This window comes from Hymenobacter jejuensis (assembly GCF_006337165.1).
GTDB classification, from domain to species: domain Bacteria; phylum Bacteroidota; class Bacteroidia; order Cytophagales; family Hymenobacteraceae; genus Hymenobacter; species Hymenobacter jejuensis.
On record NZ_CP040896.1, the window covers coordinates 1,613,686 to 1,639,049 of the forward strand.

21 protein-coding genes are annotated in these 25,364 nt (G+C 54.7%); 7 read left to right on the forward strand and 14 right to left on the reverse strand.

Annotated elements, in window-relative coordinates; translation table 11 throughout:
* The first annotated feature begins 47 nt into the window (after positions 1-47).
* From FHG12_RS06530 to FHG12_RS06545, 4 genes are all read left to right on the forward strand, one after another.
* On the forward strand, positions 48-1,718 hold the full coding sequence (locus FHG12_RS06530) for a M28 family peptidase (RefSeq protein WP_139514961.1): 1,671 nt from the start codon (positions 48-50) through the stop codon (positions 1,716-1,718).
* 119 nt (positions 1,719-1,837) lie between these two features.
* Entirely contained in the window at positions 1,838-3,214 is a 1,377-nt protein-coding gene (locus tag FHG12_RS06535; RefSeq protein ID WP_139514962.1) for a LutB/LldF family L-lactate oxidation iron-sulfur protein, read from the forward strand.
* Positions 3,215-3,409: 195 nt separating this feature from the next.
* Positions 3,410-4,468, forward strand: coding sequence for a hypothetical protein (locus FHG12_RS06540; RefSeq protein WP_139514963.1), 1,059 nt, complete (start codon positions 3,410-3,412; stop codon positions 4,466-4,468).
* Positions 4,469-4,820: 352 nt separating this feature from the next.
* The gene (locus FHG12_RS06545; protein WP_139514964.1) at positions 4,821-7,322 is read left to right on the forward strand and encodes a T9SS type A sorting domain-containing protein; all 2,502 of its coding nucleotides are present in this window, start codon (positions 4,821-4,823) and stop codon (positions 7,320-7,322) included.
* A 75-nt stretch (positions 7,323-7,397) separates the two neighbouring features.
* On the opposite strand, the gene sdaAA is transcribed toward FHG12_RS06545, so the two are convergent.
* Both sdaAA and msrB read right to left on the reverse strand, forming a co-directional pair.
* Positions 7,398-8,306, reverse strand: a complete 909-nt coding sequence (sdaAA, locus tag FHG12_RS06550; RefSeq protein WP_139514965.1) for an L-serine ammonia-lyase, iron-sulfur-dependent, subunit alpha — start codon at positions 8,304-8,306, stop codon at positions 7,398-7,400.
* Positions 8,307-8,517: 211 nt separating this feature from the next.
* Entirely contained in the window at positions 8,518-8,976 is a 459-nt protein-coding gene (gene msrB, locus FHG12_RS06555) for a peptide-methionine (R)-S-oxide reductase MsrB (protein ID WP_139514966.1), read from the reverse strand.
* Between the two features lie 156 nt (positions 8,977-9,132).
* Between msrB and FHG12_RS06560 the strand changes: the two genes are divergently transcribed.
* Complete coding sequence (locus FHG12_RS06560; RefSeq protein ID WP_139514967.1) at positions 9,133-10,644, forward strand: NAD(P)H-hydrate dehydratase; 1,512 nt, start codon at positions 9,133-9,135, stop codon at positions 10,642-10,644.
* A gap of 51 nt (positions 10,645-10,695) precedes the next feature.
* Here the strand turns inward: FHG12_RS06560 and FHG12_RS06565 are convergent, their stop codons facing one another.
* The 4 genes from FHG12_RS06565 to pafA all read right to left on the reverse strand — a co-directional run bounded on the left by FHG12_RS06565 (position 10,696) and on the right by pafA (position 14,930).
* Positions 10,696-11,583, reverse strand: a complete 888-nt coding sequence (locus FHG12_RS06565) for a UbiA prenyltransferase family protein (protein ID WP_139514968.1) — start codon at positions 11,581-11,583, stop codon at positions 10,696-10,698.
* Between the two features lie 125 nt (positions 11,584-11,708).
* Complete coding sequence (locus FHG12_RS06570; RefSeq protein WP_139514969.1) at positions 11,709-12,392, reverse strand: DUF6766 family protein; 684 nt, start codon at positions 12,390-12,392, stop codon at positions 11,709-11,711.
* 138 nt (positions 12,393-12,530) lie between these two features.
* Positions 12,531-13,115 carry an inorganic diphosphatase gene (locus FHG12_RS06575; protein WP_139514970.1) on the reverse strand — a complete coding sequence of 195 codons (585 nt, stop codon included), beginning with the start codon at positions 13,113-13,115 and terminating at the stop codon, positions 12,531-12,533.
* Positions 13,116-13,217: 102 nt separating this feature from the next.
* Positions 13,218-14,930, reverse strand: a complete 1,713-nt coding sequence (gene pafA / locus FHG12_RS06580; RefSeq protein ID WP_139514971.1) for an alkaline phosphatase PafA — start codon at positions 14,928-14,930, stop codon at positions 13,218-13,220.
* A gap of 169 nt (positions 14,931-15,099) precedes the next feature.
* Between pafA and FHG12_RS06585 the strand changes: the two genes are divergently transcribed.
* Positions 15,100-15,825 (forward strand): HAD family hydrolase, encoded by a 726-nt coding sequence (locus tag FHG12_RS06585; RefSeq protein ID WP_139514972.1) that lies wholly within the window; start codon positions 15,100-15,102, stop codon positions 15,823-15,825.
* A gap of 76 nt (positions 15,826-15,901) precedes the next feature.
* Here FHG12_RS06585 and atpG read toward each other — a convergent pair whose 3' ends face one another.
* From atpG to FHG12_RS06625, 8 genes are all read right to left on the reverse strand, one after another.
* Positions 15,902-16,795, reverse strand: coding sequence for an ATP synthase F1 subunit gamma (gene atpG / locus FHG12_RS06590; protein WP_139514973.1), 894 nt, complete (start codon positions 16,793-16,795; stop codon positions 15,902-15,904).
* 67 nt (positions 16,796-16,862) lie between these two features.
* The gene (atpA, locus tag FHG12_RS06595; protein ID WP_139514974.1) at positions 16,863-18,443 is read right to left on the reverse strand and encodes a F0F1 ATP synthase subunit alpha; all 1,581 of its coding nucleotides are present in this window, start codon (positions 18,441-18,443) and stop codon (positions 16,863-16,865) included.
* 5 nt (positions 18,444-18,448) lie between these two features.
* Positions 18,449-19,009, reverse strand: a complete 561-nt coding sequence (gene atpH / locus FHG12_RS06600; protein WP_139514975.1) for an ATP synthase F1 subunit delta — start codon at positions 19,007-19,009, stop codon at positions 18,449-18,451.
* Positions 19,010-19,087: 78 nt separating this feature from the next.
* A complete protein-coding gene (locus tag FHG12_RS06605; protein WP_139514976.1) occupies positions 19,088-19,582 on the reverse strand; it encodes a F0F1 ATP synthase subunit B in 495 nt (164 codons plus the stop codon).
* A gap of 185 nt (positions 19,583-19,767) precedes the next feature.
* Positions 19,768-20,025, reverse strand: a complete 258-nt coding sequence (gene atpE, locus FHG12_RS06610) for an ATP synthase F0 subunit C (RefSeq protein ID WP_139514977.1) — start codon at positions 20,023-20,025, stop codon at positions 19,768-19,770.
* Between the two features lie 57 nt (positions 20,026-20,082).
* Positions 20,083-21,147 carry a F0F1 ATP synthase subunit A gene (gene atpB, locus FHG12_RS06615; protein ID WP_139514978.1) on the reverse strand — a complete coding sequence of 355 codons (1,065 nt, stop codon included), beginning with the start codon at positions 21,145-21,147 and terminating at the stop codon, positions 20,083-20,085.
* Positions 21,148-21,180: 33 nt separating this feature from the next.
* Positions 21,181-21,537, reverse strand: coding sequence for a hypothetical protein (locus tag FHG12_RS06620; protein ID WP_139514979.1), 357 nt, complete (start codon positions 21,535-21,537; stop codon positions 21,181-21,183).
* A gap of 63 nt (positions 21,538-21,600) precedes the next feature.
* Positions 21,601-21,843 carry an AtpZ/AtpI family protein gene (locus FHG12_RS06625; protein WP_139514980.1) on the reverse strand — a complete coding sequence of 81 codons (243 nt, stop codon included), beginning with the start codon at positions 21,841-21,843 and terminating at the stop codon, positions 21,601-21,603.
* Between the two features lie 142 nt (positions 21,844-21,985).
* Between FHG12_RS06625 and porW the strand changes: the two genes are divergently transcribed.
* A complete protein-coding gene (porW, locus tag FHG12_RS06630; RefSeq protein ID WP_139514981.1) occupies positions 21,986-25,267 on the forward strand; it encodes a type IX secretion system periplasmic lipoprotein PorW/SprE in 3,282 nt (1,093 codons plus the stop codon).
* The last annotated feature ends 97 nt before the right edge of the window (positions 25,268-25,364 follow it).

Sequence of the window (25,364 nt, forward strand, 5' to 3'; positions counted from 1 at the left end):
AATTACTCACTCCCTTTGTAATCATTTGACTATCAACGTATTATATAATGAGTAAGAATTTCCTTTACGCTTTGCTCTTCGCGGCAACGTGTGGCGCGGCCCTACCAGCAGCGGCCCAAAGCAAGGTGAAGATCAAGAGCAAGCCGGGAAAAACGCAGGCAGCAACACCAGCGCCTGCTCCCGCGCCTGCCACCGATTGGTCGGAAACTTATGCCCAGACCATCACGCAGGAAGACCTGCGCAAGCACCTGTCCGTCATCGCTTCGGATGAGTACGAAGGCCGCGAAACCGGCGAGAAAGGCCAGAAAATGGCGGCTGAATACATTGCCAAGCAATTCGCTGCGCTGGGGCTAGTAGGTCCGGTGAAAAACTCGGATAATCCTTATATTCAGCATTTTAGCATGGAGCGCTCGCGCTGGAACAACGATATTTCGTTGCGCGTGGGCAAGCAAAGCTTCAAGTGGCTCGAAGACTTCTATTCGATTGCCGACTCACCTTTCGCCGCTGATACGGAGATTCAGCCCGTGTTTGTGGGCTATGGCATCGAGCAGGACGGCTACTCCGATTATGCTACCGCTGGCGACCTGAAAGGCAAGGATATCCTGATGCTTTCGGGCGAGCCGATGTCGGCCGACGGCAAAGCGGTGTTGGGCACCGACGGCAAGCCTAGCAAGTGGGGCAGCAACCAAGCAAAAATAGCGCTGGCCGCCCAGAAAGGCGTTCGCAGCATCTTTGTAATTAACCCCAACGCCGAGGCTTTCTCCAAGGTCATGACGCGCGTGAAGCCGTATCTGCAACAGCCTCGCATGACCTTGCCCGGCGCCGAAAAGGCGCCGCAAGGGCCTACGCCGGCCATCTTTGTAGTATCGCCGGCCATTGGCTATCAGCTTCTTCGTACCGATGAAGCGGGCCTGAAGAAGTACCAAACCGGCGTGGCGCAAGCTGGCAAACCCGGAAAATCGCCGTTCAAAGTGGCAAAAGCCAACATCAAGGCCGCTCGTCAGAAGGAAACCTTCACGACGGAAAATGTGCTGGGCTACTTAGAAGGCACGGATAAGAAAGACGAAATCTTGGTGCTCTCGGCCCACTACGACCACTTGGGCATCATGGACGGCAAGGTGTTCAACGGCGCCGACGACGATGGCTCGGGGACGGTTTCGGTGCTGGAAATTGCCGAGGCCTTCACCAAAGCCAAGCAGGAAGGCCACGGTCCGCGCCGCAGCATCCTCTTCATCACCGTAACGGGCGAGGAAGAAGGGCTGTTTGGTTCGGAGTACTATACCAGCAACCCCGTGTTTCCGCTGGAGCAAACTATCGCCGACCTGAACATCGACATGGTGGGTCGCATCGACACCAAACACAAAGCCGGCGACAACTACGTGAGCCTAGTGGGCTCCGACAAGCTTTCGTCGGAGCTGCACGCCATCAACGAGGCGGCTAATGCCAAATACACGAAGCTAGACCTGGACTACCGCTATAATGATCCGAACGATCCGGAGCGCATTTATTACCGCTCCGACCACTACAACTTCGCCAAACATAAAATCCCGGTGATCTTCTATACCACGGGCGAACACGCTGATTACCATCAAGAAACGGACGAAGTGAGCAAGATTGAATTCCCGCTCATGGAAACCCGCGACCGGCTGGTTTTTCATACGGCTTGGGAGCTGGCCAACCGTGACAACCGCATCGTGGTCGACTCGAACAAACCGTAAACGCAGACGTTAGAGGCGCAAGACTTGCTTGAAGCGTGGCCGTTGGGAAAAAGCACAGTGCTTTACCAGCGGCCACGCTTTATATTTGTTATAATCCTGTTTCGCTACTTACCTGTGCTATGACTAAAGTTGCCCAATTTCTGACCGACGCCGAACGCAAGGCTTTCGACCTCGAGCATCGGCGCAAAATCCGTTTCAACATCGGCAAATACAATGCGGCTGTTGAAACCGGCATGGGCTGGTACCAGGATCACGAGTTGGCCCGGGCGCGCGCCTCTTATCTTAAGTCCAAGATTGTCAATAACTTAGACCACTACCTGCTAGAGTTTGAGAAGAACTTTACCGCGCGCGGTGGCAAGGTCATTTGGGCACAGGACGCCGACGAAGCCCTGCACGAGATCGGCAAAATCATGCAGCGCCGCAAAGCGCGCACCGTAGTGAAGGCCAAAAGCATGACCACCGAAGAGATTCACCTAAACCATTACTTGGGCAAGCTGGGCATCGATTCGTTGGAAACCGACTTGGGCGAGTACATCGTGCAGCTCAACGGCGAACGTCCTTACCACATCGTGACGCCGGCTATGCACTTGAGTAAGAAGGACATAGCAGACATCTTCGTCAAGCATCTGGGCATTGAATACACTGACGACGCCCAAAAACTCGTCCTGACAGCCCGGCACTTGCTGCGCGACAAATACACGTCAGCCGAGGTAGGCGTGACGGGCGGCAACTTCCTGATTGCCGACACGGGCGCCATTGCCGTCACCGAAAACGAAGGCAATGCCCGCTTATCGGCTACATTTCCGCGCACGCACATTGCCATCGTGGGCATCGAAAAGCTCATTCCGACGATGCAGGACCTGGACTTGTTCTGGCCGTTACTAAGCACCAGCGGCACCGGCCAGCAGGTGACGGTGTACAACACCATCTACACCGGTCCGCGTCAGCCGCTGGAAAAAGACGGCCCCGAGGAAATGTATGTGGTACTACTCGACAACGGCCGCACCAACCTGCTGGCCCAGCCCGATAAGAGGGAAGCCTTGCAGTGCATTCGGTGCGGTGCGTGCCTGAACATCTGCCCGGTTTACAAAAACATTGGCGGTCATACGTACGAGGCAACGTACTCTGGTCCAATTGGTTCGGTGATCACGCCCCACCTTTCGGGCATGGCCGAAAACAAGCACCTGAGCTATGCGTCGTCCTTGTGCGGCGCCTGTACCAGTGTATGCCCGGTCAAGATCAACATTCACGGCATTCTGCTGCGCAACCGCCAGCAAAGCGTCAGCGAACACCTCAACGACCGGGAAGAAAAGGTGGCCATTCAGCTCTGGATGCGCACGATGCTAAGCCGCCGATTGCTCAACCTGCTGCCGGCCCGCGCCAAAAACTACGCCCTCTTCCGCATGCTAAGCTTGGTAGGCTGGAGCAAGCGGCGTGAGGCGTTGGAAGTCGCCCCGCGGTCATTTAATAAGATGTGGCGCGAACGCAAGAAGTAAGTTAACGCAAGAAGTAAGTTATTGATTGTTAATATTTTATAAAAATCCATTGTCGCTGAAGTGACGATGGATTTTTTGCTTTTAGCCCGTGCCTCCTGCGCCAACCCAAGGCGGCTACGCTTGCGCCTCTAACTATTCTGCCGCAATCTTAGTACAAGCTCTGCCGCACGGCGCGGCTCCTATTAGCACTGCTATATGCCTGAGTATCTGTTTCGTTTCCTGGCTTTCGTGGGCGGCGCTTTTCTAATTATCAGCACCGTGCTGGCGGCGGTGCGCTCCTTTATTCTGCCGCGCAACGAATCGGTGCTGATCAATAATGTCGCTTTCACCGGCGTGCGTTATATATTCAATTTGATGGCCTCGTGGCAGAATACCTACGCTCGCCGCGACCGGCTCATGGCCCTATACGCCCCAATTGGGCTGGTGACGCTGCCCATTGTGTGGCTGGCGCTGGTCTCTTTTGGATACATCTTGATTTTCTGGGCTTTAGGAGAAGAAGACATCATTCAGTGCTACCGCCTGAGTAGCAGCGCCTTGCTCACGTTGGGCGCCGAAAATGCTGAATCAGTCTGGATTAGCGCGTTTTCTTATTCTGAGGCAGGCCTGGGTCTGCTGCTGATTACGCTGCTGATTTCGTATTTGCCCACGATGTACCAAGCGTTTTCGCGGCGCGAACTGGTGGTAGCGCGGCTGGAACTGCGCGCCGGCGCCGACCGCTCGGCCTGCGACCTGATCATGTGGCTCAACCGCACCGGTTCGCTTACCGACGACGGCATTCAATGGGAGCGCTGGGAAGAATGGTTTGTCGAGATTGAAGAAACGCACACTTCGCTACCGATCCTGTCGTTTTTTCGGTCGCCGCAGCCCGGCCGCTCGTGGGTGATGGCCGCCAGCATCATTCTGGACGCCGCCGCTGTCATCCTCAGCAGCGTAGACCAAGCCCGCGATCCGCAGATTGAACTGACCTTTAAAGCCGGCTGCGTAGCCATCAACCGGGTATTTCGGTTTTTTCACGTATCTGCTCAATCCGAGCCCTCCAGCCTTGTCGACACGGATCACACGGTAGAAGACCCGACCCAAGCCGATTTCTTCAAAGTGTACGATCAGTTGGTTAAAAATGGCGTTGGGGTTAAGCCCGACCGCCAAGAAGCGTGGAACCACTACCGGGAATTGCGCTCCCGCTACGCCGAAGCCATTGAGTATATGGCCAAGCTCACTATGGCTCCGGAAATGAAGTCCATTAGCGGCCGGTAAGCTATCCTTCGGATAGAATTTTACCCCTTTGGCATAGTTCAACTGGCAGTTGAGCAACAGACTTCCTAACTTGCGATATTATTTTTTTCCAATTTATCACCCGTCTTTTGCTCTTGCTACCTACTTCTTATAGCAACTACAACTGCGCTATAACGCTTCCAACAACAATACAAGTAGCTAATAATCAATTATTTACATAACTACATCCTGCCTAAGCGGCGAGATCTATACTATTTATGGAGCAATCTTAACGGCTCCGAAAAACGCCCCTAAAACGTTTTATCCTATTTCTTCCTCCACAGCATTAGCTGTGGAGCGCTCCCCCTTGTTTCTCCACACTTACCTATAGTTCATGATAAATTTTTTACCCGCAATTTCTTTCTACAAAACCATCCGTAACCTGCCCCATCCGACTCGCGCTTTGGCGCTTCGCATTGGTATGGGCAGTGTATTCGTCCTAGGCACCTCGGCGGCTTGGGCCGCGCCGCTCAATGGCACCTACACCATCGACAAGACCCAACCAACTGCCGGCACCAACTTCCAGACGATGAATGAGGCCTTCGGCAGCCTGAATTCGGAAGGAATCACAGGCAACGTTGTGTTTGAAGTAACTGCTGGTCAAGTATTTGACGTAACCCCACTTATACTGGCTGCCTCAGGTACCAGCGGGGCGACCATCACTTTTCGCCGGACGGGCAGCGGCACCAATCCCTTGATTCAGGGGAGCAATGGCAGTGGTGCGGCCGATGCCATTATCACACTCCGAGGCAGCGACTATGTGACATTCGACGGCATCGATCTGAAAGATAAGGCGACTAACTCTACCGACGTGCTACGCATGGAGCGGGGATTGTTGTTGCAAGCCATTGCCGCAGACAATGGCTGCCAGCACGTTACCTATAAAAACGGAACTGTAACGCTTACGAAAACCAATGCCAATACTACGACGGGCATCGGCTCGGAGTGGTATGTATCCAACACGGGTGAGGCAACTGTAGCCGCTGGCACCAACAGCTATTTATCGTTTTTGAGCAACACCGTGCAAAGCTGCCAGCGTGGCTATTCGCTGAGTGGTGGCAACGCTACAGTGCCCGACAACAGCAATTATATTGGTACGGAAGGCGCGCAAACCAGCAGCATAACCGATCTGGCTGGCGGTACCTCTGGCGCTAGCGGTGTGGCGGTGGTTGGGGTCAATTATTCCAACCAAACGGAGTTGCAAATCCTGAATACAACCATCAGTTCGGGCACGGCGGCGGGCCATATGTACGGCATCAACAGCGGCGGGGGCGCCAACAACACGGTCAGCATCAAGAACAACGTGATCTCTGGCCTGACCAAAGCCAAAACCAGCGGCGCCGGCGACGTGTGCGGCATTAACCTCGGCTTTGGCTCCGCGGCTGTCATTGCCGACAACACCATCTCCGACCTGACTAACTATCACGCCGGCGGCGTGCAAGGCATTTCCGTTACCAAGGGCCGCGCCGACATCTACGGCAACGGCATCCACGATCTGAGCACCAATCTGGCGGGTTCGAACAGCGGAGCACTTGCCGGCATCGAGCACACACTCGTTACGGGGCAAACCAGCAACATCTACCGCAATAAGATTTTCAGCCTGACGCATACAACGACTTCAACCGGCGTGCTCTACGGCATTCAGATCAACAGCGGGGGCGGATCTTCTTCCGCCTTAAATCTCTACAACAACCTGATTTCGGGCCTGCGCAACGATGCTTCGACTGGCGCCCCTTGTATTCGCGGCGTTCAGGTATTAAGTGGCGGAACTAACAACTTGTATTATAATACGATATCCATGAGTGGTACAGCCACTAATACCGGACATCAATCGGCAGCGCTGTATTTTAACAGCTCCGCCAAAACGCTCGACTACAGCAACAACATTTTGGTTAATGCCTATGAATTGCCCGCAGGTGCGGCAGCCACTGCGTATGCTGTAGCCATTGCTCGCAATACTGGCACCAGCATTACCTTGTCGGCTAACATCAACAACAACTTGGTGTACGGACGCAGCGGCGTTTTCTTCGACGGCACCGCGCTCCAAGCTTCTTTAGACAATTACCGTACGGCGATGGGTGGCAACCGCGAGTCGCGGGCCGTATCCGAGATTCCTACTTTTGTAGATGCCGTGACCAATCCGCATTTGAATCCCAAATCAACTAACCTGGCAAAAGGCGGAGCCAAGCCAATTACGGGATATGAGACTGATTATGATAACGACACACGTGATATCACGACCCCGGACATAGGTGCCGACGAAATAAAAGCAACCTTGCCCGTCTCGCTGGTTAGCTTCCTGGCCGTTCGCCAAGGCACCAACGCGTTGCTTACCTGGACGACAGCGCAGGAAAAAAACTGCCGTGGCTTCGCCGTGCAAGTTTCTATTGACGGAAACCACTACCACGAGTTAGGCTTCGTTCGTAGCGAATCGGCTAACAGCGGCACGCAACGCTCTTACCGATTTCTTGACACGGAAGCGGGCAAGCAAGGACTGCGCTACTACCGCTTGCGCCAACTTGATGTTGACGGTGCGGAAGTGTTTTACAACCCCAAAGCCGTTGTCTTTCAAGTTATTGATAATCAAATATTTGCAACACCCATCCCTTTTAGGCACGATCTGACGCTGACCGTACAAACTCGTTCGGCCGCCACCGTTACGGCAGTATCGCTGACGAACGCGGCGGGTCGCACCGTAATAACCCAGGTGGTTAACCTTCCGCCCGGAGCTTCGCAAGTGACTCTGCAGGATTTAGACAAGCTGCCCAGCGGCGTTTATATCCTGCACCTTGATCTCGACGGCCAGACGCAGCACCTGCGGGTAATGAAAGAGTAAGCAATTTTTATTTCAAGCAAAAAGCCTCCCGCTGTGCACAGCGGGAGGCTTTTTGCTTGATGACACCTACAAAATCTATTGCTGACTTTCCTCATCCGGCAGAATGTCAATGTCCTGCACGAGCACGCGTTTCTCGATTTGGCGACCCATGGGGGTGTTGGCCAGCCCGCCGAGGGCAGTCTCCTTATAGCGGGTTTCCATGCTTTGGCCAACTTCGCCCAGCGCCGCCACGCACTGATCGACGGGAATCACGGGGTTGACGCCGGCAATGGCAATCTGGGCGGAGGAAAACGCGATGGCTGCCGCCGAGGCGTTGCGCACCACGCACGGCACTTCCACGAGGCCCGCCACCGGATCGCAGATCAGGCCCAGCATGCATTGAATCGTGATAGCTACTGCCGCAAAAGTTTCCGGCACGCCACCACCCAGGCAGTACACAATAGCTCCCGCGCCCATTGCAGCGGCGCTGCCCGTTTCAGCCTGGCAACCGCCTACCGCCCCGGCCAGCGAAGCATTTTGTTCGATGATAAGGGCAATACCCGCTGCCACTAGCAGGCCTTCCAGAATACGCTGATCCTCAAGCTTATGCAAATCCTGCAGAGTCACCAGCACGCCGGGCAAGATGCCCGAAGCGCCAGCCGTAGGCGCAGCCACCACGCGGCCCATGCAGGAGTTTACCTCTTTAGCCCCTAAGGCTCTGGTAATAAGCTGCTTGAACTCAGGCGACAGCACCGTAACGGGCGAAGCCGCAATTTTTTTGGCGCCGTTGTTAATCATGCCCGAGCGCGAAGTCATGTCTTCGGTCAGGCCGGTATGCACGGCATCGCGCATCACGTCGTAGGCCCGCTGCAACCCCGCCCAGATTTCGGCTTCGGTGCGGCCTTTCTGCTCGATCTCATAATCGAGCACGGGTTGGTACAGCGGCTCGCCAGTTTGGGTGCAGTGTGCTTCCCAGCTAGCAAAATCAGTGAATAGTAAGGACATAGCGGGTGGGAGCTGGTAAAGGGTGGATGTAGAACGAACAAGTTGCGGTGAGAGAGGGTGCGAAAATCGGCATAATTTCCTCGCCACCGCGTTGGCGCTGTGCTTCCCTGCTTCTCCGCCTTTACGTACTTCTCTGCTGTCGTTAAACTACAAAAGCGACTGGCCGGGCCAATCGCTTTTGTAGTAAATAATTCATAATCAACTACTTATACTAAGCTTCTTTTTCTTCAGCTACCAACTGAATAGAAGCCGAATTGATGCACAACCGCAAGCCGCCGGGCGGGGGGCCGTCGGGGAAAACGTGGCCTTGGTGCGCATCGCAGACGTTGCAGAGCACTTCCACGCGGGTCATGCCGTAGCTCGTGTCTTTCTTGTACTTGATGGCGTTTTCCTTCACCGGCTGCGTGAAGCTAGGCCACCCCGTGCCCGATTCGAACTTGGTGCGGGAATCGTAGAGCGGCGTGCCGCAGCAGATGCAGGCGTAGAGACCCGCTTCGTGCGCCTCGCAATATTCGCCGGTGAAGGCCCGCTCAGTACCGTGCTGGCGGGTAACGTGGTATTGTTCGGGAGTCAGCTGTTGCTTCCATTCGGCATCGGTTTTCTCGACGCGACGGTCGGGAGCAGGGCTGCCGTGGTTGGCAAGGCGAATGACGTCGTTCCAGGTTTGCATGGTTTGGGGGAAATGAGGCTGGGCAGTATTTCTATGAAAACGCAGATGTTGGATCGGATGTTTTAACGCGCCATTTTGGCCATACCAGTAGGCCTTCATCACTTGCCCAAGCCGTGCTGCGCAACTGTTTGCCCGCCGTTCACGCTACACAGCACTATGAAAATCCTGACTGCCGACCAGACTCACCAAGCCGACCAAGCAACCATCCGAGAAGAAAAAATCACGTCGGAGGTCCTGATGGAACGGGCCGCAACGGCCTTCACCGATTGGCTGACGGCTCGGCAATCGCCGGCGGAAGCGGGCGAAATCATGGTGCTGTGTGGCCCCGGCAATAACGGCGGCGACGGGCTCGTGGCGGCGCGGCGGCTGCACGAGCGCGGCTACCGCGTGCAGGTGGGGTTGCTGCCCGCCAGCAAGCATTCCGATGACTTCACAATTAACCGCCAACGTCTGCCCGCCGCGGTACCCGTTACAGATTTGGCGGCGGGCCTCCCTTCTATTCAACCGAATGCACTGGTGCTTGATGCGCTGTTTGGAACTGGCCTGAGTCGTCCGCTGGATGGAGCGGCTGCGGCCATCGTGCAGCAACTAAACGCAGCCCAAGCCCGCGTAATAGCCATAGATATTCCGTCGGGCTTGCTGGCCGATGCGCCGCAACCCGCCGACAGCGCCGTGGTTCGGGCCCGCCATACCGTGAGCTTCGAGCTGCCCAAACTGGCTTTTCTGTTGCCCCAAAATGCGGAATACGTGGGCCACTGGCACTTATTACCCATTGGGCTGAGTCGTGAATTCATTGAGGAAACCGACGCGGCCATGCACTTTGTGGACGCTACAATGCTGGCGGGTTGGCTGCCCGAACGACCAAAATTTGCGCACAAAGGCACGTACGGGCATGCGCTGCTGCTGGCAGGCAGCCATGGCAAAATTGGGGCCGCCGTGCTGGCTACGAAAGCCTGCCTGCACAGCGGCGCGGGGCTGCTTACGGTACGTGTGCCGGGCATTGGCTACGACATCCTCCAGATTTCCGCCCCCGAAGCCATGACGCTCACCGATCCGGCCACGGACTTTATCACGGAACTGCCGGACCTCAAGCCCTATTCGGCCATCGGCATAGGGCCAGGGCTGGGCAAAGAAAAGAGCACTAAAGATGTATTAGTCAAGTTGTTGCGCGAAGCTCAAGCACCGCTGGTTATCGACGCCGATGCGCTGAACCTGTTGGGAGAAAACCGCGAGTTGCTAGCCCAGTTGCCCGCCGATTCCATTCTGACTCCGCATCCGAAAGAGTTTGAGCGCCTTACCCAACCGGCCCGCGACGATTACCATCGGCTGGAGTTGCTGCGCACGTTTTGCCAGCAATACCGCTGCTACACCGTCCTGAAAGGAGCTTACACTTGCCTCGGCGCCCCCGAGGGCACGTTGTATTTCAATAGCACCGGCAACGCGGGCATGGCTACCGGCGGCAGCGGCGACGTGCTGACGGGCGTAATTACGGCCCTGCGCGCTCAGCACCTAAGCCCGCTGCACGCGGCCGTGCTGGGCGTGTACGCGCACGGTCGGGCTGGCGACTTAGCAGCGCAGGAAACCGGAGAAGCCGGCCTGCTGGCGGGCGATATTGTTCGGTTTCTGGGCCCGGCTTTTCGGGAGGTCACGACACGAACGGAGTTCTGAAAAGCTTAATTCACAACCTATTAATAATCAAATTGTTATGAATCAGACTTTTCAGAAAGTCAGGTATACGGCGATGAACTGAATGACCATGATGCCGTCGGCTAGGATGGAAAAGTAGTAATCGGGCCGGCTTTCTTCGGCAAACCACACCAGGATGGCCGTGAGCAACAAGGGCAAGGTGAGCACCACAATGTGAACGGCGCTAAGCCCTTCGGGGACAAACACCGCCGCCAACGCCAACGCTGCCAACGCCAACAACTTAGCCCATTTTACTCCCAGCAATACCGGAAATGTGCGGGTGCCGCCCAGCCGATCTTTGGTGTAATCGCGAATGTCAAATACCACCGCGATGGCCAGAATGAAGAAGAAGCGGCGCGCAAATAGTAGCATCACTACCGCCGAGCCCACTGGCTTGCCTAAGTATAAGGCTGGCACCCAAACGGTTACGGCCGACCACACATAAGCAATCAGGAAGGCCTTGAGCAGGGGCACATCGCGCAGGCCACGCCATTGGCCTTGGCGCTTCACAACGGGCAACGAATAAAAAAGCGAGATAGCAGCTAGGTGTCCCAGAAAGCCCGTGAGGTGCGTCCAGCCATCTCGCAAAAACAGCACGCCCGCCACCCCCAACGACAGCAGCGCCAGCAACAGCAGTTGGCGGCGGTGATGGAGCATCCAGAGCTTGCGCGTAGAAAGCACCTGCTGCTCCGTGTACTTGTAGGGTAGTACGCTGTCGAGGTTATACAGAAACAGCGTAGCCGAAAAGATCATGGCGGCCAGGTGCAGCGGAATGTGCACGTGCCAAAACAGAAACGTTGCCCAAGTAAGGGCCATGGCGGCCGCCGCTACCAGCCCGCTGCTGTACAGCACAGCATCGGTGCAGCGCCTGACGGAGGCGTACGCCGACCTGGCGGACGGTTGGTCGCTGCTGAGGTGCATGGGTACCGGAATGCTAATTGGCGAAGCGTGAGGAGAAAGTAAGCACAACAAATAACGCTAAGCCGCCGCAACAATTCACCCAAGCTTTCGGCCTTGCACACCTTGGCCTCGTTTGGTGCGGGCAGTTAATTACCGGTTTCGTCGTTGGCAGCATCTACCGCCTTGGATTCCGGAGAATGTTGCTGCCGCAGAAAAATAGACAGGACTACAATGGATACAATGGACAAAAATTCGCTCTGCCAGTTCTGAAACGACTCAAACCAGAACCGCGAAGTTCCCATATACTCCAGCGTGGTTACTGTGGGCTTGCCTTCGTGCGCCTGTTCGATGCTGTATACCTCGGCACCGCCCTTGGCATGCAGCCAAACGGAAACGAAAAAGAGCAAAAAAAACGCCAGGCTCAGCGAGTTTTTGTAGAGGAGCAGCCACAGGCCGCCGGCTTTAACGGGCCACGGCGCATCGGGCTTGTTGGGATCGGGCTCTTTGTCGCAATCCTCATCCTCGTAGAGCTTTTTCGATTCGGAAGAGCCTTTCTGCCGCAGTCCTACCGTGAGCAGCACGTACAGGCCCATTTGCAGAAATTCGCTTTCCCAGTTCTCAAAAGTCGCTTCCAGAAAATGCCCCGAGCCGAGATATTGCCCCAAAGTAAGTTCGGGCAGGTCCATTTCCTGGCGGTCGTCGTTGTTGTCGTGCCAGCCCGTCAGGCACTGCCCCAGTAACGTGCTCAATACCAAGACAATACCCACAAGGGTCAGACTATTCTCGTAGAGAAATCGCTTAACGGGCGACGAGGAAGGATGTTTGGGCATGTCGGCCCTTACGCGGGTCCGCGCAAAAAGGTATGGTTGAGCTTTCTGCCCTGAGTACAAAAAAATCCCCTGGCTGCCTTGACAACCAGGGGATTACTGCCGAAAACGGCTATTTATTCGGTAAGCAAACGGTATGCTTTACAATTCTATACCAGCTGTCTGAGTTTCGGGCGAAGCCGAGCTGTTTTGGCGGAACGTTTCGTCGTAGAGTTTAATGCTCTTCTCGATGATGCCGTAGGCATCCTCGCGGCCCATAAACCGCTCTACTACTACTTGCTTGTGTTCCAAGGCTTTATAGTCTTCGAAGAAGCGCTGCATTTCCAACAGCGTATGCGGGGGCAGGTCGGCAATGTCGTTGTAGTGGTTGACGGAGATGTCGTTGGCGGCCACCGCAATGATTTTGTCGTCTTCCTCGTTGCCGTCGATCATCTGCATGACCCCGATCACTTTGGCTTCCACCAAGCACATCGGCACGACATCAACCGAGCAGATCACCAGAATATCAAGGGGGTCGTTATCGTCGCAGTAGGTCTGCGGAATGAAGCCATACGCTGCCGGATAGTGCACAGCCGAAAACAGTACGCGGTCGAGTTTTAGCAGGCCGCTTTCTTTGTCCAGCTCGTATTTGCCTTTCGAGCCTTTCGGAATTTCTATAATGCCTGTAACGGTTTGGGGAGCATTATCGCCAAGTGCTACGTCGTGCCAAGGGTTGAAGTGAGCCATTTTTCTTGAGAAAGTGTAGGGGCGCGTTGTACGCACCCACTGTTAAAGATGTTGTGGTAAACTAAATATAACAAGCTCGACGGGCCGGTGCCAGCGTCGCGCTTACCGGCCCAAAACTTCTTGGAGTGGTTGGCCCGTGCAACCATTGGGTTCCTGAATGTGCAGCCACCGCGCTACTGTAGGTGCAATGTCGGTAATCTTGGCCGGCGCATTGGATTCGCCCTTGCGCACATGCCACCCCCAGAAGACGAGCGGCACGTGGGTGTCGTATGTATTCATAGACCCGTGCGTAGTGCCTTTGTTTACGGGATACGAATAAGATTCCAGCCAGCCCGGCTCCAGCACCAGCATCACATCGCCGCTGCGCTTGGGGAAGTAGCCATTTTCAAGGTACATCAACATGCCGCTTTCCCAATGCGATTTCTGCAAATCGTCGGCGGCAATGGCGCGGTTGACGCCCGTGAGCCGAACGGCGGCATCCACGACCTCATCCTGCACTTTACGCAGGTCCAGTTTCCGTTCTGCGATCAGGGGGCGGTTCAGATACACCTGCTGATTTTCGTACGACAGCACCCAATTGCCAGCGCCGTGGCGCCGCACCAGCATTTGCTGCAGGGAATCGCGCATGAGAGCCGGCCCTACCGAACCAGCAGGAATATGCTTATCACGCATAAAATCAGGCGATTGCGCCGCCGCGTGGTCGGCCGTCAGGAAAACCAACGCATTGCCTTTTCCGACCGTTTTGTCTAGAAACGCCAGAAAGCGCGCCAAATCCTGGTCGAGGCGCAGGTAGGTATCTTCTGTTTCGATGGCCGTGGTGCCAAACTGGTGGCCAACGTAATCGGTCGAAGAGAAACTCAGGGCCAGAAAGTCGGTTTGGCCGCGCTGCCCGAGCTTTTCGGCTCGTACGGTTTCCATGGCAAAGTCAGCCGTTAGGGAATTCCCGAAAGGCGTCGAGCGAATCAGGTCGTAATTGGCTGATTGAGTGGCCGCCGACGCATCGACTCCCGCCCGCTCCCCGGCTTTTTCCGCCGCAATGTTGATCCCGCTGAGCAAAGGCAGATTGTGCGGAAACACCGGTTTTGCTTCGCCCTTGAAAGCACCTTCCCAGGCAACATCATCGGCCGAACTTTCCGTGTATTGCTCAATGGGCAACAGCGTTTCCCAAGGCTTCGAGAGGTACTTTTCGGCTAGCTTCCGGCTATTAAATTGCATAACCCACTCTGGCAGAGCACTTTGGTAATACGTACTGGTAATAAAGGCTCCGTTGGCACCGTCGTACCAGTACGCAGCATTGGCTGAGTGCCCGGCTGGCAGAATGGAGCCACGGTCTTTGATGCAGACACCAATTACTTTGCTCTGGAAGTTTGTAGCCAGGCGCAGTTCATCTGTGATGGTGGTGGTGAGCATGTTGCGCGGCGACTGCTGCCCGGCCAGCGCCGTTCCGCCCACGGGCTGTACGGTTTTGTCCTCGGTTACGTACGTTTCCCGGCCCGCTGCGCGCACATACCAGTTATTGCCCACGATGCCGTGCACCGAGGGCGTAGTGCCCGTATACACGCTCGCGTGGCCTGGGCCAGTGTAGGTTGGCACGTAGTTGTAATGCGTGTTTTCGTAGCTAAACCCCTGCCCTAGCAAGCGCTTAAATCCATCGTTGCCGTACTTGGCCCAGTAGCGGTACAGATAATCGTAGCGCATCTGGTCGACAACGATGCCCACCACCAGCTTGGGGCGGTCAACCGCCTTGGGGTTCTTTTGCGCGAGCGCAGGCCCCGCCAAAGCAGCGGCCAGCAGCAGAATCAGGCACTTTTTCAAATCAAAGCAAATTTTAAACGGTCCAACGCCCGGAAGCAGCCGTTGGTAATGGCTGTAAATATAATTCGCCGCCGCTGTACTCACCCCAGCGGCAGCTATTTCCAAAGGGTTCGCGTACAGGATACGAGTATTTTCCTCAGGTTGTCCAGTCCCTTTTTTTGCCTCGCCAATGCCTACAGAACTTCCTTACGCGCTCATTTTCGACATGGACGGCGTGCTGATCGACAACACGCCGTATCAGGCGCGCGCTTTCCAGCTGCTTTTCCGCGACCTCGGGCTCACTACCAACGCGCGCAAGCTGCTGGCCCGCTTGAATGGGATGCCGGCTACCAACATCCTAAAAACGGTTTTTCAGCACCCAGTACCCGAAAAGGACCTGAAGAAGTACGCCGATCAGCGCGAATTTCTGTATCGCGCGCTTTATTGGAGCAAGCGGAAAGAAGTCAAGGGATTAAGTGATTTTCTGCAATCGGCCCGTGATGCGGGGTTCAAGATTGGTCTCGGAACCAGTTCGCCGCCCGAAACCATCAGCTACATCATCGACCACCTGCACTTACGTCGTTTCTTCGATGTGATCACGGGGAAAGAGGACGTCGACAAAGGGAAACCCCACGCCGATACGTTCAGCGTGGTAGCTCAAAAGTTAGGCGTTGAGCCGGAGCGCTGCGTGGTATTTGAAGATGCCATTCTCGGAGAACAGGCGGCGTATAAAGCCCAAATGCATTGTATCTGCCTGAGCACTTTCGTGAAAGCCGAAAAGTTTCAGGCACCCCTGCGCGTGATCAACGACTTTACTGCAATTACTCCCCAACAAGTGCTCGACCTCTTGGCACAGCACCCCCAAACGCCTAAGCCCAGCAAGCAACGGGCTCAGCGGAACTACATGAAGCTGTAAAGCAGCGAATTGAGCAAAACAAAAAGGTCTGCCCAAAACGAGGCAGACCTTTTATAACTATTTGACAGTCAATTGCTTACCTACTAGCAGCCAAAGCTTCCGCGCCGCCTACAATTTCGAGAATCTCGGTGGTAATGGCAGCTTGACGAGTACGGTTGTACGTCAGCTTGAGCGACTTGAGCAATTCACCGGCGTTTTCGGTGGCTTTGTCCATGGCCGTCATGCGGGCGCCATGCTCCGAAGCGTTGCTTTCCAAAACTGCTTTGTAAAGCTGCACTCGTATCGACTGCGGAATCAACTCACGCACGATTTCTTCCTTTGAAGGCTCAAAGATGTAATCGATGCTTGCGTTGGCCGCAGTAGTATTAGCGGGTTCTTCTGATGGCAGAATGGGCAACAGTTGCTCAACCCGTACAACCTGCGTTGCCACGTTTTTGAACTCATTGTACACCAGCGTAACCTCATCGAACTGGCCATTGCGGAAGCCTTGCATGGCTTCTTCAGCCGCAACGCGCACCGTATCAAAGGAAAGTTGTGTGAATACGTGCGTGTAATTGCCAAGTACCGGCCCGCGCTTCGAGAAATACTCGTGCGAACGGCGACCAATGGCTAACACAGTGAGGTTGCCAGCAGCAGCTTGCGCAGCATAACGCTCCGCAATCAGCTGATTAACACCTTTGAAGATGTTGCTGTTGAATGCCCCAGCCAAGCCCCGGTCCGAGGTAACGGCAATGATAAGTACGCGGCGCACTTCGCGTTGCACGGCGTATTCACTGATTACATCGTCGCTTATCTGGCGGGTCAGGTTGCTCAGAATGCTGTTGAGCCGCTGCGCGTAAGGACGCATGCGCAGGATGTTGTCCTGCGCGCGACGCAACTTGGCAGCCGCTACCATTTTCATGGCTTTGGTGATCTGCTGCGTGCTTTGCACCGATACGATGCGATTCCGGACTTCTTTTAAGCTAGCCATTCTTGGGTGGTAATAATATCAGTATCAGCCGTTTGCAATTTTTATGCTGCAAACGGCTGATAGAAGCTTACTTCGCGTAGGCAGCCGACAGGTCTTTGGCTACCTGACGAATTGCGGTAGTCGCCTCGTCGTCGAGCTTGCCAGCCTTCAGCGCCTTCAGCACCTCAGGATAACGGGTGTTCATCACCTGACGGAATTCTGTTTCGAACGTACGCACCTTGTCAACGGGTACGGCGTCGAGCAGACCGTTGGTAGCCGCGTAGATAATGGCAACTTGATCTTCTACCTTAACAGGCGAAAATTGCGGCTGCTTCAGGATTTCAAGGTTACGACGGCCGCGCTCAATGGTGAGCTTGGTTGAAGCGTCGAGGTCGGAACCAAACTTGGCGAAAGCTTCCAGTTCGCGGAACTGTGCTTGGTCAAGTTTGAGTGTACCAGCCACTTTCTTCATCGACTTGATCTGGGCGTTACCACCCACACGCGATACCGAGATACCTACGTTGATCGCAGGGCGAACGCCTGAGTTGAACAAGTTGGTTTCGAGGAAGATCTGACCGTCCGTAATCGAGATTACGTTGGTTGGGATATAAGCCGAAACGTCACCCGCTTGAGTTTCGATGAGCGGCAAAGCAGTCAGCGAGCCGCCACCTTTTACAAGGTGCTTGATGCTCTCGGGCAAGTCGTTCATATCGCGAGCGATGGTGTCCGAAGCGTTGATCTTCGCGGCACGCTCGAGCAAGCGGCTGTGCAGGTAAAATACGTCACCCGGATATGCCTCACGTCCTGGAGGACGACGCAGAAGCAGCGACACCTCGCGGTATGCTACAGCTTGCTTCGACAAGTCATCGTACACCACAAGAGCCGGACGGCCCGTATCGCGGAAGAACTCGCCAATAGCTGCACCCGTGAAGGGAGCAAAGAACTGCATAGGAGCCGGATCAGAAGCCGAAGCGGCAACTACTACGGTATAGTCCATTGCGCCACCACGCTGCAGCGCACTTACTACCTGAGCTACGGTCGAGGCTTTCTGTCCTACTGCAACGTAGATGCAGAAAACTGGCTCCCCACGCTCAAAGAACTCACGCTGATTCAGGATAGCATCAAGAGCTACCGTCGACTTACCTGTCTGACGGTCGCCGATGATTAATTCACGCTGACCACGGCCAATCGGAATCATGGCGTCGATAGCCTTGATACCGGTTTGCAGCGGCTCGGTTACCGGCTGACGGTAGATAACACCAGGGGCTTTACGCTCCAAAGGCATATCGTACGTTTCGCCGGCAATGGGACCACGGCCGTCGATGGGCTGACCGAGCGTGTTTACTACACGTCCGATGATGCCGTCACCAACTTGAATGGAAGCAATTTTATTGGTGCGGCGCACTGTTGCACCTTCCCGAATTTCGCTGTAGTCGCCGAGCATTACGGCACCTACGTTGTCTTCTTCCAGGTTGAGCACAAGGGCCTGCAGGCCATTTTCAAATTCGAGCAATTCCCCCGACTGGGCTTTACCCAGACCGTAAATACGGGCTACACCGTCGCCAACTTGCAGTACCGTACCAACCTCTTCGAGTTCGGCTTCGGTCTTAAAGTTGGACAACTGCTCCCGCAGGATGGCGGATACTTCATCCGGGCGTACTTCTGCCATGAGAGTTATACTAAAGGTTGGTAGGGGTTCTTCGAAAATTCGTTGCGCAACTTGCGCAAACGATAGCGTACGGAGTCATCAATTTGGCGGTCACCCACGCGTAGGATAAAGCCACCGATTAGGGCTTCGTCCACTTTTTCGTTGAGCGTAACCTGCTGCAAACCAGTTTGTTCGCGCACTAATTTGGTTACTTCGGCACGTAGCTCGGGCGTGAGCGGGGTAGCCGTGGTTACCTCTGCCACCTGAACGCCACGAAGCACATTATATTGGCTAAGAAACTCAGTACCAATAAACTCCAGTGCGCTTTCGCGGTTTTTCTGAGTGATGATGGTGAAAAACTTCTCCGTCAGTTCGCTCACTTTACCGCCAAACACGGCGCGTAGGATGGCAAGTTTCTTATCGTGCTGTACGATCGGGTTACGCAGCAACAAGCGCAAGTCACGGTTCTGCTCGAGCGTTTTGCTGAACAGATCCATATCCTGTTTTACTTGTTCCAGCGTTCCACGCTCTTCGGCCAGATCCAGCAACGATTTGGCGTAGCGGGAGGCAACTCGTATTTCAGACATTGGTCTAGGATAGAGTAGCTAGTAGAGGCATTAGCATTTCCGGGCTTTCAGAACCCGGCTAACACGCTCTACCCGTTACTAATTCAGTTTAACAGCCTTAAGGTAGGAGTCCACCAGTTGCTTTTGCGAGTTAGCGTCCGTCAACTCACGGCGCAAAATGCGCTCCGCAATGTCGATAGAAAGCTGAGCAGCCGTGTTTTTCACTTCGGCCAAAGCAGCGTTCTTTTCGTTTTGGATGGCTTCGCGAGCTTGGGTAATCATGCGGCCGCCCTCTTCGGTTGCTTTGGTTTTGGCCTGCTCGATGAGCTTGTTAGCCAAATCCGTAGCTTCCTTCAACACACGGTCGCGCTCCAAACGGGCCTCAGCAAGCAGCTTCTCGTTGCCAGCTTTCAGCTGTTGCATTTCCAGCTTGGCTTGATCGGCCATGCGCAGAGCGCTTTCAATGGAGTCTTCCCGCTCCTTCAGCGAGCTGAGGATGGGCTTCCAAGCAAATTTGGCCAGCAAGAACAGCACGATGAGAAAAATCACCAGCTGCCAGAAAATCAGGCCTAAGTTGGGGGTTATCAGTTCCATAATGGTAGGTAGTGCCGCGTACTGCGAGTAGAGGAAGTGAGCAAGCAATCATGCCAAAGCCCGGTTTAAAGAACGCAGCCTGGGCATAGCGCTCTTGCATCTGGCCACTTCGAAAAGCTAAGTCAGCCCGCTACGCCGTGCGCCGAAGCGACGCGCAGCGGGCTGCCAAAGGAATGCCCCTATCCCTAGAGGTTGAAGGAAATCAGCAGGCAGACTACAACTGCGAACAGACCCAGACCTTCAATAAGAGCAGCTACGATCAGCATAGCCGTTTGAATGCGACCTGCTGCTTCTGGCTGACGGCCGATAGCCTCCATAGCGCTACCACCGATACGGCCGATACCCAGACCAACACCAAGTGCAACGAGACCAGCACCGATGCCAGCACCCATTACAGCTAAACCAACAGAATTCGCAACCTGCAACAACAGAGAAAGAAGCATAAAAAAGAATTTGAGGGGAAGTGAAAAACGAAAAAAGTCTGGGTGAGAGAAATGATCTTAGTGACCGTGGGCAGGCGCTGAAGCGTCGCCACCGCCCATCTGCAAGTCGGCGTCGTGGTGCTCTTCTACTGCACCGCCAATGTACATGGCCGTCAGCAGCGTGAAGATATAGGCTTGAAGAATGGCTACCAACAGCTCTAACACGTTGATAAACAAACCGAAAGCCAGCGTTACGGGACTAATAAAAATACTCTTGAAAATAAAGATCAGGCTGATGAAGCTCAGAATTACAATGTGGCCCGCCGTGATGTTGGCAAAAAGACGAACCATCAGGGAGAAGGGCTTTACTACTACGCCGATCAATTCAACCGGGATCATGATGGGCAAAAGCAATTTCGGTACGCCAGGCGTAGCAAAGATGTGTGCCCAGTAATTCTTATTTGAGCTAAACAACGTGATGAACAAGGTCATCAGCGCCAGCGTCATGGTCACGGCGATGTTGCCGGTAAGGTTGGCGGCGCCCGGCATCAAGCCCAACAAGTTGTTAAACCAGATAAAGAAGAAAATCGTGAGCAGGTACGGCATATAGCGCTCGTACTTCGGCCCGATGGACTTCTTGGCTACTTCATCACGAATGAAGGTGATAATGACCTCAAAGAAGGACTGAATGCCTTTCGGGGCGCTGCCGTGATTTTTGCGGTAGCCGCGGGCCACAGCCGTAAAGATCAGCAGCAACAGCGCGGCGCTGAGGATCAGCGAAGCCACGTTTTTGGTGATCGAGAAGTCGTATACCTTGCTGCCGTCTTCGGAAACGAGGTGCTCGTGCTCCAGCTTAAGACCGTTGTAAGCCTTGCCTTCGGCGAGATTAGAAGACGAAAATACGCTTAGGCCTTTGCTGGGCTGGTAAGCAATAACGGGCAGCGGAATTGAGAAATGAGTACCGGTTTTCTCATCGCCCAACGTGGCAAAATGCCACTCGTGCGCATCACCAATGTGGTGCAGAATCATTTCGCCGGGGCTGAAAGCCTCCGCGTCGGTAGCTTCGGCTTGGGTGGCGGCTGGTTCTTGAGCAAAAACAGGAAGCGAAAGAATACAGAATAGGAATATCAGTAAACGCTTCATTCAGAGTGGGTTAGGGTGGCGTTCACAAAACCTTCATTTGGGGTTTATACCCGGTTTTGAAAACGGGCGCAAGTTACTCAGAACAGACCAGACTTCAAACCCGGCAAATAGAAAATACAGTACGAAGAAGCTTCCCAGAAAGGTCCAGCGCCCCGGACGCTCGTGTGCGCCTCCTTTATATAAGAAGACCATCACCAGCCCTACCGAAAGCAATAGGCGCACGACCATCGAGCCGAAATAAGCAGCCATGAAATTGTTGGCATCGGCCCGAACGGCGCGGGCCGTGATCCAGTAGGTGATCACGGATATGACCACGAAGAACCCAAACACATAGCCTGTGAGAGGGTGAATCAGGGCCGCCCCAAACTGACTATGCAAGGCGTAAAACACGCCTCCAAGTAACAAACTGAATATCAATAAATTACGAAAAAAGCGCGCCACAGATAAAAATGATTAATCGCGGGTAACAGAACGAATGACTTGCACCAGTGCCCCCACAACGCCCAGCAGCATCAGGCCGATCGTGTACCAGGGCCGAGCATTGTGAAAATGCCCGTCGAGCCACGTACCGGCCCAAGCACACAGCCCAATCGTAGCCAGCATCTGAAAAGCGATGCCCGAATATTTGGCAAAGTTGCGCAGCCGATCGGAGTCGGATTTGTCGGGCTTCTCAGGTGCTGGCGGATGGGGGACCATGGGCGGAGGAAAACTTGGGGCTGCGAAAGTATTGATTTTCGGGCCAGTAGCAGAACTTTGGCTTACTTCTGATACGCAGGAAAACGACGGCGGCCAAGAAAATCCCGTAATTTTACCCGACGCGATACGTTATAGATAAGGCATGGCCGAAGCTACCGAACGAATCGGCGGGCCGGGCACGTTTCCGCTGCAACTCTTGCTTTCGACTTTTCTTGCCTTGACGAAACATTCTCTTTTACGTCTGCTTCTTGTTGCCGCCGCGTTTGGGCTGGGCGTTATCGGGATGGTTGCGTGTTCTTCCGAGCGCAAATCCTTTACAGGCCGCGCTTACGAAAATGTGGTAGCCCGCGACAATGGGTATTTCCTGGCCCGCGAAAAGTTACGGGCAGTAGAAGAGATTTTATATAAAGGCCGCGTGAATGACTACAACCGCATTCTGCCGCTTTTCCCAACCCTAGACGATGCCTCGGTAGCCAAAGTCACCGCTGACCTTGACGACATCATCAAGAAGGCTTCCATTCCGATTCAGCACCGCCCCGGCAGCGACTGGACCGACGACAGCTATATCGTGATTGGGAAGGCCCGCTATTATAAAAAAGAGTACGAAGACGCGATCAAAACCTTCAAGTATGTAAATACCACCAGCCAAGACGCCAACGCCAAACACCAGGCGTTGATCTGGTTGATGCGAAGCTTTATTGCTACCAAAGAATACGAAAGTGCCGGCGCTGTTTCAGATATCCTTGATAGAGAGCAAGGTACGGAGCAAAACGCCCGAGAGTTGTTTCTCACACGCGCCGAATATTATCTGGTTACCGGCGATCAGAAACTGGCCATCGATAATCTCAACAAGGCCATTCCTTATATAGAGCCCAAAAACGAGCAGTCGCGTACGCGCTACATCTTGGCGCAGCTCTACCAAGCCAACGGCCAGGACAAAGAAGCGTATGCCGAGCTGAACAAGATCCTGAAGCGCAATCCGCCCTACGAGCTGGATTTCTTTTCGAAACTCATGTTGGGCCAGGTTTCCGACCTAAACACGACGGATCGGGCGCGGTTGAATAAGTACTTCGCGAAGCTGCTGAAGGACACTAAGAACAAGGAATACCGCGACAAGATCTACTACGAGATGGCGCGGCTGGACTACCGCCAGCAGCGCTACGACGACGCATTGGCCTTGCTCCAAAAATCGGCTCGTACCCAAAGCCCCAATCGTGCGCAAAAGGCCTACACTTACTTATTAGCCGGCAAGATTTACTACGAGAATCTGCAGAAATACCGTCTGGCGGCTGCTTACTACGACAGCACAGTACAGAACATGCCTCGCGAATCTCCTGATTATGTGGCTATTGCGGAACGAGCTGCTATTTTAAAGGACTTTGCCAATCAGATCGGGGTTGTGGAAACGCAGGATAGCTTGCAGCTGCTGGCTAAGCTGGATACTGCGTCACTTCAGGCGCGGCTGACCCACTATGCGCAAGCCGAGCTGGATGCTCGCCGGGCAGCCGAGGCGAAGCTGGCCGCGCAGCAAGAGCGTGCCCAACGGCAGCAATCGTCGCTATCGTCGGCGGCCGCTACCAGTGCTTTGCAATCTGGCAATGCTGCCATCGACCCAACGGCTTTTGCTAATGCCAGCACAGGAGCTCAGTGGTATTTTGATAACCCCACGGCGCTTACCACCGCCCGCGCTGATTTTATCAGGCGTTGGGGCGACCGCCAATTACAGGACAACTGGCGCGTAACCAGCCAGGCAAGTGGTTCGCCAGTTACCAACCAAGGTGGCAATGTGCCCGTTTCGGTTGCTGGTGCTGGCACTACCAATGTCAATACGCCAGCGAGCGGCGCGGCACCTGCCGCCGCGACTCCGGCTATGCAGCTTCAGACGCTGGTGGCGCAGTATCGGCAGAATATCCCGCTCACGGCGCCCCAGCTTCAGGCATCTAATAAGCAGGTAGAAGAGGCCTCTTACGCTTTGGGCGGCATCTATAGCCAGCAATTGCGCGAGCCAGTGCGGGCAATCGAAACTTACGAAGGCCTGATTGCGCGCTTTCCGCAGAGTAGCCATTCGGCAGAGGTGTTTTATAGTCTTTATCTGCTGTATAAAGAGCAGAACGAGCCGGCGAAAGCGGAGGTGTACGCGCAACGTCTGCGTCAGGCCTATCCCAATTCCTCGTACGCGCGCTTGGTCGCCGATCCGGAGTATTTACGCCGTACGTCGCTGGTCAACGCCAAGGTATCCGCGATGCTCGACTCGGCTTTTGCGCTTTACAAAAAGCAAGAGTTCACCAAGTCGTCGGCTGTGCTGGCCCGCACACGCAAGCAATATCCGGAGAACGACCTCACAGACCGGGTGGCTTTCCTGAATGCCCTTCTTACCATTCGTACCCAGCCCCCAAGTACGGCCAAGGCTGCTGTGGCGAAGTTTTACAAAGACTACCCGGAAAGCCCATTGGCTAATCAGGCGGCTACGTTGATGGAAACGTATAAGAAATACGACCAAGGCCAGATTTTCGGCGCTCTGGCTTCCAACGACAAGCCGGTCGTGTCGGTGTTCAAGCCAGGTGAGGTTGACACCCGAATGCGGACACTATATGCCAAACCGGTACTTGATCCGGCTCCTGTAGCCCCAACTAAGCCTGCCCCGGTCACACCGCCGGCCCCAGCCCCAGTTACCAAACCTACCGGCACGGCGCCAGCATCGCCCCCTGCGGTTCCGGCTCCCATTTCAGAGAATGCTAAACCAACTACGGATTCGGCTGGGGTAGCCAAAACCACATCCCCTGCGGCGCCCACCGTCGATCCGGCGAAAGCAGCTCGGATGGCCGCCGCACAAGCTCGTGCCCGCGGCAAGAAAACGCCAGCACCAATCAAAGGAACTACCGCAGCGCCACCTTCCACTGATACTGCTCAGCCCACTTCGCCAGTGGCAACGACCCCGGTTATTACCCCGCCGGCACCCGACAAGGCACCTTCCAACTCCACAACGCCGGCCCCTACTTCTGCTCCCAATACTGCTCCGGTAGTGACTAGTCCGGCGCCCACCAAACCGGCTACTCCTTACAAGACCGATTTAGCCGCGGCGCACGTTGTAGTACTGGCCTTTCCCAAAGGCGCCGCGCCGCTCGCCGACCTGCCGACCCAGCTTAGTACTTACAACAACCGCTATTTCAAAACCAGTAACCTGCAAGTCCAGCAGCAACCCCTAGGCGATGCCTTCGACCTGGTGGTGGTACAGTCCTTGCCCAATGCGAAAGTAGCTCAGAGTTACGCTCTTAAATTGCGAGGCCCGCAGTCGCCGCTCAACCGACTGCGCGGCGCGGGTTACCAAACCCTTGTAATCGGTATTGATAATCTGCCGCTGTTGCTCCAGAGCAAGGATTTAGAAGAATATCAGCGCTTCTACCAACAAACTTACACGAAGTGAATGACGAAGTAGGATTCCGAGATAAGGATTGATAATTTATTGATTGTCAAACGAATACGTATAATCTATTCATATACGCCCTATTTCCTACCTTATG